This window comes from Brevibacillus brevis NBRC 100599 (assembly GCF_000010165.1).
Lineage (GTDB): Bacteria > Bacillota > Bacilli > Brevibacillales > Brevibacillaceae > Brevibacillus > Brevibacillus brevis_D.
The window spans coordinates 2,879,396-2,890,255 of the sequence record NC_012491.1 but is presented as its reverse complement, the minus strand read 5'-3'; the positions used below and the strand labels follow the sequence as shown (position 1 = coordinate 2,890,255).

The window sequence follows — 10,860 nt, the reverse complement described above, 5'->3', positions numbered from 1 at the left end:
TTGGAGGAAATCGCATTTCTCATGTCGCCCGATTAGATTAATTCCAGGATGTTCTCCAGTTCTTCCATGGAAAGGTCATCATCACCCAGATCACTCGGGGTCAATTCTCCTTTTTCTTTTGATAGGCAATGCTCAATAATGCTGAGCAAGTGATTCCGATAGCTTTCAGCCAATTTCGCAATGGTTTCTTCCTGATACTGGAGACTGCTGTAACCAAAACTGATCTGGAGCTTTCCATCCTCGATCATGCTGGAAATATCCAACAAGAATACCCTCTCCGATTCTGGACTGAAAAGCTGACCCGTCCCGAGTGGCGAGAAAGCAAATCCACCAGATTTCACATCCGAATCAAATTGCCCGAGGTAGTTAAAGCTGATTTCCGGTTGCAGGCTAAATTGCAGGGATGGACGCCGTTTATCCGCCGTCAACGTGCGTAAAATCTCGTAGCCAATTCCTTTTTTGGGAATGCGACGCAAGCTCTCTTTGATTTGCTTGATTTGGTAGGACAAGTCCTTTGATTTTTCCATATCTAGCACGACAGGGAACTGGGATGTGAACCACCCAATCGTTCTGGTCACGTTCATTTCATTCTGAATATCTTCACGACCGTGACCTTCCAGATTGATGACAGCATAGTTGGTATTCGCCCACTCTTTCACGGTTAATCCCAACGCAGTCAGCAATAGGTCATTCATTTCGGTGTGATAAGCATGATGGACGTGACGTAACAGGTTTTCTGTCTCTTGAGCTGTCAGCTCGACCTTCGCTGTACGGGTGTACTTTTGTTTACGATCTGCTGTAACAAAATCGGTTGGTAACTTTTCTGCTGTGGCCGTGCTCTCGAGGTTGTGCCAGTACGCCGCTTCTCGTAAAAGCTCGTCACTCTCCGCATAGTTTTGCAGTTGAGCCGACCAATCCTTGAATGAATCTGTCTTTTTCGGCAAGACGATCTCCTGATTGTGGAGAGCCTGCGAATAGGCAGAGGAAAAATCTTCAAACAAGATGCGCCATGAGACGCCATCCACGACCAGATGATGAATGGCAATCAATAAATGGTCCCCTTCTGTTGTGGAGAAGAGTGCCAAGTGGACGAGTGGTCCCTGTTCCAAATCGATACTGCTTTGGATGTGATTAGACAACTCCCAAATATGAGCTGCACTATTTGCATGGTCTTTCAAGTCATATGAATGGAAGCGGAATCGCTCACCTGTCAACGCTCGATTGATTTGCGTGATTGTTTCATTCTCCTGTTTGTAGATCATGCGCAACGCATCGTGGTGCTCGACGATTTTATAAAACGCCTGTTGAACAAGTCCCGGGTCAAAGCCATCCTCTCGGAACAGCATGACAGCCTGATTCCAGTGGTGGCGGTCAGTGAAATTGCGCTCGAAGAACCACTTCTGGATGGGCGTCAAGTCAATCTCGCCTTCTACTACTCCCTGATCGCTCTCTCTGTTGTTCGGTATGACATGGGCAGCAACTTGTTCGATGGTCGGATATTGGAACAGTTCCTTCATCGCCAGCGTCCAGCCTGCTGCGTGCAAACGCGTAGATACCTGAATGGCTTTGATGGAATCTCCGCCCAATTCAAAGAAGTTGTCTTTCATTCCCACTTGCCCAATTCCCAATACCTCAGCCCAAGTCGTTGCAAGTAAGTGTTCCAGCTCGTTTTGTGGTGCTTCATATTCTCTGCCCGGTTTTTCTTCGTGGCTTGGCTTCGGCAATGCTTTGCGGTCAATTTTGTCATTCGGTGTCAACGGCATCTTATCCATCTGAACAAAGAAAGAGGGAACCATATAATTTGGCAATTCTTTTCCCATAAATTCTCGCAATTGAGCCGGACTTGCAGCCCCATCAGCTACATAGTATGCGCACAGGTAAGGTTGCCCTAGGTCATCCAAATGTGTAATGGCTACTGCCTCCACAATCGTCTCATACCGCAACAGAACACTCTCGACTTCGCCCAGCTCTACCCGATGACCGCGGACCTTCACTTGATGGTCAATTCTGCCGAGATACTCGATATTTCCGTCCGGAAGCCATTTAGCCAGATCTCCGGTGCGATACATCTTCTCTCCTGGCACAAACGGATTGTCGACGAATTTTTCTGCCGTCAGTTCTGGTCGATTCCAATATCCTCTGGCTAGCGCCACCCCGCTGATGCACAATTCACCTATTTGACCGACTGTCTTCAATTGCATTTGTTCATCCACGATGAACAGCTTCGTATTCTGAATCGGTTTGCCAATCGTAATGGTCTGACCAACTGGTTCATGTGGCAAAGCCTTCCAAGTCGTCGCGCAAATCGTACTCTCTGTGGGGCCGTAGGCATTGATATAGGTCACTTTCTCTTTCCATTGCTCTACCAACGCGGTAGATGCTGCCGATCCAGCAGTAATCAGGATACGCAATGACGGCATACGATCAGGCTCCAGATAAATGGCATACGTCGGCGGCAACGTGAGAATGGTAATTCCGTTTTTGTGGACGTATTCCTCAAATTTGCGGAAATCGTTGATCGTATCACGCGAGATGATATACAAGGTCGCTCCTGTCAATAGAGCCATAAACATATCCCACACCGATGCATCAAAAGAAATACTCGCAAAATGTCCTGGCCGATCTTGTGGGGTTACGCCGAAATGATTCTTGAACATGGCTTGCAGATTCGCTGCCCCTTTGTGCTCCAGCATGACGCCCTTTGGATTGCCAGTGGTACCGGACGTGTAAATGATATAGGCAAGATCAGACGGCTTGTTGATGCAAAGTAGATTGTCTGTTTGTGCCGAATAGCTTTCCGCATCGCCCAAATCGATAATCTCTGCCTGACTGGACACCTTGTGAATCAAGTGAGAATGCGTAAGTACGAGCTTCGCCTGACTGTCCTCAATCATGTAGCGAATTCTTTCTTCGGGATAGTCGGGATCGACCGGCAAAAAGGCTCCGCCAGCTTTTAAAATGGCGAGCGTGGCAATGACCATTTCCAAGGAACGCTCCACCATCATGACAACGATTTGGGAAGGGCCTAGCCCTTTTTCCCGCAAAACCGTGGCTAACTGGTTCGCTCTTTCATTGAGCTCTTCATACGTCATCTGCTTCTCTTCAAATACAATGGCCGTTTGATCAGGCGTATTTGCTACCAGTTCCTCAAAGAGCTGTTGTATGGTCTGGTCTTCCGTATACTCTCTGTCTGTATGATTGAACTCCACCAGCAACAACTGCTTTTCTTCTGCCGTCAGCATCTCAATCGCTTGAAGCTGCCTATCAGGTTCTGCTGCAACATTGCGTAGAATTTGCATGAAATGACGCGACATTCTATCTACGGTGTCTCTTCTGAACAGCTTGGTGCTGTACTCCAGTCGCAGCAACAGGTCTGTTTCCCGTTCAGTCAGGTGAAAAGACAGGTCGAACTTTGAAATGGCAAGCGCGCTCGTCGGTTCATAAGGATGATAGGTTAGTTGACCCAGTGTTTTTTGGTACAGTTCGTCAGTTTGCAGAATGAACATGGTATCAAAAAGTGGATTGCGTCCCGGATCACGCTGAATCCCAAGCTTTTCAACCAGACTTTCCAATGGATAATCCTGATGATCATAGGCATCCAGAGCATTCTGCTTGACTTCCATCAGAAACTCCTTGAAGGTCTTCTCCGCTGTCGGCTTGTTTCTGATTGCTAGCGTATTGACGAACATGCCGACAATCGGTTCGAGCTCAGCACGCGTCTTGCCGGAGATTGGCGTTCCGACAACAATATCATCCTGCCCTGTATACTTCGAAAGCAGCACATTGTAGGCGGCTAGCAACACCATAAACAACGTCGTTTTCGTTTCTGCAGCCAACGCGTGTAAAGCTTCCAGCAGAGGTCTATCGGTAGCAAGTACGATTTGATCACCCTCAAAGCTTTTCACAGGTGGTCGCGGAAAATCTGTTGGGATCTCCAAGACGCTGTTATGCCCCTCAAACGCATGGCGCCAATACTCTTCCTGCTTCTTGAAGTCATCTGACTCGGTAAAGCGTTTTTGCCAGACAGAAAAATCTTTGTATTGGATACGAAGCTCCGGTAATTGTCTGCCTTGGTACAATTCCGCCAGTTCATTGAAAATAAGCGGGACGGACGAGGCATCCGAAGCAATATGATGCATGTCATACAAGAGAACATGACGTTCATCCGAGATTTGCACGAGACCCATGCGCAACAGTGGCGGAACAGCCAGATCAAATGGATGGACAAACGCTTGGAAAATCTCATCGATTTGATGTTCCTCTGCACTCCTATACGCCATTTCCACTTCCACGCGGTCATGAATTTTTTGGACCAGCTGATCTCCCAGCATTTCAAAGGAGGTTCTCCAGATTTCGTGACGATCTACCAATGCTTGCAGCGCATGCACCATTTGATCGCGATCCAGTTGACCCTCTAGCATGATCATCCCAGGCGTATTGTAGCTGATGCCCGCTCCTTCCAACTGATGAAGTACGTACATCCGCTGCTGGGCAGAGGATACCGGGTAGTATTCTTGTCGTTCTGCTGGTTGAATCAATGCATCTGACGTATTCTCACTGTTTGCTATCAGCCTGGACAAGGCCCGAACGGTAGGCTGCTCAAAGAAATGCTTCAAAGTGAGATCGATTTGAAACTCCCGATGCACATGCGCCACTACCGTCATTGCTTTCAAAGAATGTCCACCCAACTCAAAAAAGTTATCCATCACACCGATGCCGGAGATGCCAAGGACGTTTTCCCAAATCTTTGCCAGTGTTGCCTCTACTTCATTGGCAGGCGCGGCATATTCCACACCTGTTGTAGGCTTTCCTTCTGGCTTCGGCAGCGCTTTGCGATCGATCTTGCCATTTGGCGTGAGCGGGAAAGTGTCCAGTTGAACCAGATAGGTTGGAACCATATACGCTGGCAGTTCTTGAGATAGATGTGTTCGCAGCGCAACTTCCGAGATGTTTTCTTTACCAGTGAAATAGGCGGCCAGATACGCGTCCCCGCTTCCATCCTGATAAGCAACGACAATCGCTTCATTTGTCATTTCATAGCTGAAAAGAACCGATTCTATCTCCCCGATCTCAATCCGGTATCCTCTCACTTTTACTTGTTCATCCAGACGTCCAGCGAATTCAATCGTACCGTCCGGGAGCCATCTGCCAAGGTCACCCGTCTTGTACATGCGTTCACCTGGCACAAATGGATTGGAAACAAACTTCTCCTCGGTAAGCTCTGGTTTGTTCCAATATCCGCGTGCCAAACCGAGTCCGCCAATGCATATTTCTCCCACTACACCGATTGGTAGCAGCTGGTGCGAATGATCCACGATGTATATGCTTGTATTTGCAATTGGCCTTCCAATGGTGATCGGAGCATCCGGGAGCGCATCGCACAGATAGGTGGCGATAACGCTACTTTCTGTCGGGCCATACGCATTGACCGTAATCATCTGCGGATTCATCTCTTTGCACATCTCAACCAGCTTTGGCGATAGCTTTTCTCCCCCGAGCATGACCATTTTCAGTGGGCTGATCTCTTCGGTGGTGCTGCATTCCAAAATCGCTTGGAACATACTTGGCACGCACACCGTGTAGCTGCAACTCCATGATGAGATCAGGTTTTTGAGCGCGATTGGATCTTTGGCTTCTTCATCCTTCGTTAAGACAACCGTTGAACCGGATATAATTAACGCAAAGAAGGTAAGGGCAAAAGCATCGAAGGCAAAGGATAGGGGCAACAAACCTCTGTCATGAACGGATAAGGCCAACTCTTGTTTGTTCCACGTCACACTATTGACAATACCTCGATGCTCCCCCATGACCCCTTTAGGCTTGCCTGTCGTACCCGATGTGTAAATGATATAAGCCAGATGGGTAGCCGTATGAATCGGGTCAAGGTTTGTGGTGATACGAGAATAGTTACTCTTATCCTCTAGATACAGGCATTCCACTCCAGCAGCAACCTTTGCACCGAGATGCTCTTGGGTAAGCACCAGACGAGCCTCGCAATCTTCCAGCATATAAGCAATGCGATCATTTGGATATTCCGGATCGATCGGCACGTATGCTCCGCCAGACTTGAGAATGGCAAGGATACCAATGACCATTTCCAAGGAACGATTGGCCATAATCCCTACTCGTTGGTCAGCCTTCACTCCCTTTTTCCGTAATGTACGAGCAAGCTGATTGGCTTTCTTATTGAGCTCCTGATAGGTCAACTTTTTGTCTCCGCAAACCAGTGCGATTTGATCAGGGGTTTTCCCTACTTGTTCTTCAAATAGCTGGGTAAGTGTGCTTTCCAGCTGAACAGGCTTAGATGTGTCATTGAAATGGACAAGTAGTTCCTGCTTTTCTTGCTCGGTGAGCATCTCTATCTCATACAAAGCCAAGTTCGTGTTCTGAGTGATCTCTTGCAAGATTTGGATGTAATGACGGGACATGCGTTCGATGGTCTCCTGCTTGAACAGCTTGGTGCAAAATTCGAAGCAGAACAGGAGACCTGCATGGTTTTGCGTTGCTTCGAGCGACAAATCGAATTTCGCCATCTTGCCCTCTGGCACGTAAGGCGTCACTGTCATGCCCTCGATGTTGATCGGATCGGCATCCATATTTTGCAAAATGAACAAGGTGTCAAACAATGGATTGCGGCTTCGATTTCGATTAACGGCCAGCTTTTCGACGAGTTCCTCAAACGGGTACTCCCCATGCTCAAAAGCAGCCAGTGTATTGTCCTTCACTTCTTGCAAAAATTGTTTAAAGCTTTTGGTCGCAACCGGCTGATTTCTCATTGCCAGCGTGTTGACGAACATACCCGTGATGCTTTCCGTGTCAGGGTGCGTTCTTCCAGCTGTCACGGTTCCGACTACCATGTCTTCCTGCCCGGAATATTTCGCGAGCAAAACATGGTAAGCTGCCATGAGCACCATGTAGAGCGTAGTTCCAGTTTCCGCCGCCACTCGTTGCAAACCATCCGACAGTTGTTTTTCTGAACGGAATAGATAACGTTCGCCCTCAGAGCTTTGAACAGACGGTCGAGAGTAGTCCAAAGGCAGGTTCAAGACAGGAATTTCATCAGCGAATCGCTGGGTCCAATACGCTTCCTGCTTTCTGTACTCGTCTGTCTGTGCCAAACCTTTTTCCCAAACTGCGAAGTCTTTATATTGAATGCGCTGCTCTGGCAAGGATTTGTCTTGATAGAGCTGTGCAAGATCATTCAGGATGATTTGCGATGACACGCCGTCCGAGATGATATGGTGCATATCGATGATCATGACATGGCGCCGCTCTCCCAGTTTGACCAGGCCAACCCGACTTAATGGCGCCTTTTCCAAATCAAACGGACGCATGAAATCCGTGATGACTTGATTCAAACGATTCTCTGTCGCTTCCATGTAGGCGATTGGCAGTTTGCATTCCGGATGGATACGTTGAACCAGCTCGCCATTGATGGTATGAAAGGAGGTTCGGAGCGATTCATGACGACTCACAAGACCGGAAATGGCATTCTCCATCTGCGGCACATTCAATTCCCCATCGAGTACCGTCACAACGGGCAGATTGTACACCGTACTAGCCGGATCAAGCTGGTTTAAAATCAGCATGCGTTTTTGCGCAGAGGATACGGGATAATGCTCTTGCATGGTGACCTGTGGAATAGCAAGATACGTTCCTGCCTCTTCACCTTCTACATACTTGGCTATTTCTTGAATAGTTGGTCTATCAAACAAGACGCGAAGCGGAACATCTGTCTGGCAGTCTTTTTGCATCCGGGAAATGAGATGAATCGCCTTGAGCGAATGTCCGCCCAGCGTGAAAAAATTATCCTGAATACCAATCGGGGAAACGCCGAGTACGCTTTCCCAAATCGCCGCCATTTTCTGTTCCAGCTCGGTTGTCGGAGCGAGGTAATCCGCTCCTGTAAATGCATTCCCCTCAGGGATGGGCAAGGCTCTTCTGTCTGTTTTTCCGTTAGGTGTAACCGGAATCCGCTCCAGCTTCATAAAGAAGGAAGGGATCATATACTCCGGAAGCGTTCGTGATAAGTACGCACGCAGCTCCTCGTTGCTGACTTCCTCTGCCAAAACGACATAGGCGCACAAATACTTTCCGCCTGTCTCATCCGTTCTATCGATGACTACGGCTTCCTTAATCAAGGCGTGGTTGAGTAGGTGCGATTCGATCTCTCCCAGCTCGATGCGATGACCCCTGATTTTTACCTGATGATCGATTCGCCCTAAAAACTCGATATTGCCATCAGGCATCCAACGAGCGAGGTCTCCCGTCCGATACATTCTTTCTCCGGATTGATACGGATTCTCGAGAAACTTCTCCGCAGTCAGCTCCGGATTATGCAAATACCCTCTTCCCACGTTCGCACCAGAGATATACAACTCCCCTACAATGCCCTCTGGTTTCAACTGCAGCTTTTCATCCAGGATGTAAATGCCTGTGTTGCTGATCGGTTTTCCGATTGGAGGCAGCTCTGGTATATCCATGCTTGGATCCATCGTGTAGGTGGTTACCACATGTGTCTCCGACGGCCCGTAATGATTGTGTAAAAATACGTGATGGTTCCGCAGATATTTTTGTAGCTCATGAGTGACGACGAGCTGTTCTCCAGCTGTGATAATGTGCTTGACGCAACGCGGGAAGCTTTGTGCATAATCTTTTTCGTTAAAGATAAATTTCAAGAAGGATACTGGGAGGGACAAAATGCTGATCTGGTTTTCCTGGATAAACGCAAACAGTTTTTCTACATTACGTCTCATCTCATTCGTGATGAGATAGAGCTGTCCCCCGGAAAGCAGCGTGGAGAAAATCTCCTGGTAGCAAACATCAAAGCTGCATGTGGTATACTGCAATACTTTTTCATGAAAATCGATGTTGGTCTTCGCAAACGTAAAGTGCATCAGATTTGCCATGTTTTGATGCTCTAGCATGACGCCTTTTGGTTTCCCTGTTGTTCCTGAAGTATAGATGATATAAAATAAGTCCTCTGGTTGATTGATCATTTCGACAGACGCACTGCTCTCTTCCCAGATGGCTGGAGCGCTGATATCTATTGTTTCAGTAGAGGCCGAGAGCTTCTCTAGTAGATGCTGCTGGGTCACTACCCATTGAATCCCACTATGCTCGAGCATGTAGGCAATTCGTTCTTCTGGCAGCTCTGGATCAATTGGTACAAATGCACCACCGGCTTTCAAAACCCCAAGAATTCCGACAATCATCTCGATGGATCGGTCCATCATCGTACCAACCAGACTGTCTGCTGCAATCCCTTTTCCTCTCAAAAACCTGGCGAGCTGATTGGACTTTTCATCTAGCTCCCGATACGTCAGATGCTGTTCTCCGAATACGACAGCTACGTGATCAGGTGTCCTTTCCACCTGTTCCATAAAGAGCTCGTGCATGGTTTTCGTTGGATAAGCTGCGGAAGTATCAAGGTTTCTAGCCATTAGCTGTTGTTTTTCAGTTTCTGTCAGCAAGGTAACCTGTTGAAGGTTGACCCTCGGATTGTTTGCCACCCAAGTAGCAATCTGCTTGAGGTGCCCAGCCATTTTTTGGATAAAGGCATCGTCAAAAACAGCAGCATTATAATCAAACCGCATCGCAATCTCTTCTTTGGGCATTACCATAACGGTCATGTCATAATTGGTAGGCTCAAACATCTCGACATTGACAATGGCAAAGCAGACTTGTCGTGTCTCCGCCTTTTTCTGCAAGGCCTCAACTAATGGATAGTTTTCGATGACCATCAGGTGGTCGATCAAGTCTTGCTTTAATACGGAATCGTTTTGAATATCGTACAAAGGCACATGCTCATATGGCTGGGATTGCCGTGTTCTTTGGTGCACATCCTGTATCAAGTCGACAAAGGTTTGATCGTTCTTCGCTTGAACGCGGAATGGAATGGTATTGATAAACAACCCAACCATTTTGTCGATTCCAACGATTTCAGTTGGTCGCCCGGATACAACAGATCCGAAGAGCACATCATTCGTAGTGTTATAGGATTGGAGCAGAATCCCCCATAAGGTTTGAATCACGGTTGGCAAAGTCACTTGATTTTGACTTGCGATCGCTGAAAGCTGCTGCGTCACCATGCGGTCCAGCACAAAACGATATTGCGCTGGTAGAAAGGCATTGCTAGAAGACTTCCCAAATCTCGGCAAAGAGGTTTGCTGTTCAAACTGTTCCAGATAGTCTCTCCAATATGCGAGAGCAGCCTCTTTATCTTGCTTTCCCAGCCAGCGAATAAATTGGCTGTAAGGCTGAACTGGATCAAGGGAAATCGGAGCCCCGTTCTTTAAGGATAAATAGACGGAAAGTAAGTCATCAAAAATAATGCTAAAGCACCAACCGTCCATGAGTATGTGATGAAAACTCCAGATGATTTCATATTTGCTCTCCGTCATTTGGAAAATAGCTACTCTCATCAACGAATCTTTCGCCAGATGAAAGGTTTTCTCTTGGTCATTCCTTTTGTACTGCGTGTAGCGCTGCTGTTTTTCTTGCTCGTCGTATGCAGTTAGATCGCAAAATAAGATGGGAATGGGCCGTTCCTTCATGACAACCTGCAAAGGCTGCTTTAATTTTTCATAGAGAAACAGCGTGCGAAACACATCAAATCTCTCTACCAGCACATGCAAGCTATTGGTATACAAACCAACATCAAGATTGCCCTCGATCGAAACGGACATTTGCACAAGATGAGAGTTATGTTCTTCGTCTAGCAAGGCGTGAAATAACATTCCCTCTTGCATGGGCGTCAATAAATACATATCTTGTACTTGTTCTTTGCTAAAAACACTCATTCCGGCACCTCGATATCGACATTATTTGTCATATTTGTAATAAAATGTAAATAAAAGG

Annotated in this window: 1 protein-coding gene; it reads right to left on the bottom strand. The window is 47.3% G+C overall.

The annotated features are described in order from the left end of the window. Positions 1 to 32: 32 nt before the first annotated feature. On the bottom strand, positions 33 to 10,802 hold the full coding sequence (tycB, locus tag BBR47_RS14155; protein WP_015891085.1) for a tyrocidine non-ribosomal peptide synthetase TycB: 10,770 nt from the start codon (positions 10,800 to 10,802) through the stop codon (positions 33 to 35). Positions 10,803 to 10,860: the final 58 nt, after the last annotated feature.

Coding starts and splice junctions, on each gene's coding strand:
- tycB (WP_015891085.1), bottom strand. CDS start 10,802: ATGAGTGTTTTTAGCAAAGAACAAGTACAAGATATGTATTTATTGACG.